At 45.4% G+C, this 856-nt stretch carries 2 pseudogenes; one reads left to right on the forward strand and one right to left on the reverse strand.

The window, feature by feature from the left end:
• Positions 1-353: pseudogene (locus ABD915_RS09905) on the forward strand (DUF637 domain-containing protein); the annotation flags it as partial.
• Here ABD915_RS09905 and ABD915_RS09910 read toward each other — a convergent pair.
• A pseudogene (locus ABD915_RS09910) lies at positions 354-856 on the reverse strand (damage-inducible protein); the annotation flags it as partial.

The raw sequence follows: 856 nt of genomic DNA on the forward strand, positions 1-856 counted from the left end.
ATAAGAACCTGATTGCAAACCTGCGCACAGCCCTGTCTGATACGGTTGGCAAGACGTTGGCGGAAGAGATCGGCACCGCCAAGGCTGAAGGGAAAATAGACACGGTCACCCAGATTGTTGCTCATGCTGGTCTTGGTTGTCTCAAAAGCGCTGTTGCGAGCGGCGCTTGTTCTGCCGGTGCTGTGGGCGGTGCCGTGGGCGAAGCCACAGCAATGCTCCAGTTTAAACTGTGGGTGCAAGGCATTGTAAAAGAGGAAATGGGGGATCTAAACGGTCGCACCCCAACGCCAGAAGAGCAAGCCCGCATCACTGCAAGGATTGATGCTGAGTTTGCTGACTTTAGAGACCACACCAAAGGGGTCAAGAATAGAGACACCACGTGATCCTAGGCTTTTTCCAAATTCATTGCGCAAAACATCATCAACAGAATGAATGATAAAATCTACAACCTCAATGGGGGTATAAACAATGCCAAGCCTATCGGTGGTTTTCTTAAATGCCTTGGTAAAAAAATCTTCGTAAAGTTTGATAATAAGGTTTTGTCTTGCTTGGGGGGTGGTAATCCCAGAGGCACGGAATTTTACGCTGTCATAAAACTCTTGTAACTCTTTCGATACCTGCTTGATATTGGTTTTATCCAACTCAGCTAAAATCTTTTCCATGGCTTGCGAAATAGCATTGTTTTGCACAAATTCATTGCCATCAAACAAAGCTTCAAACACGGGACGCGTCACAAGATGTTGCGCTAACATCTCAAGCGCTTCCTCTTGTTTGATTTCACTGTTTAAGTTGTTTTTTAGTTCTTGATAAAACCCATTAAAGGCGTGGAACGCTTCACTGCTTTCATCAGAAAGTA

This window comes from Bartonella jaculi, assembly GCF_039543045.1.
Classification (GTDB): domain Bacteria; phylum Pseudomonadota; class Alphaproteobacteria; order Rhizobiales; family Rhizobiaceae; genus Bartonella; species Bartonella jaculi.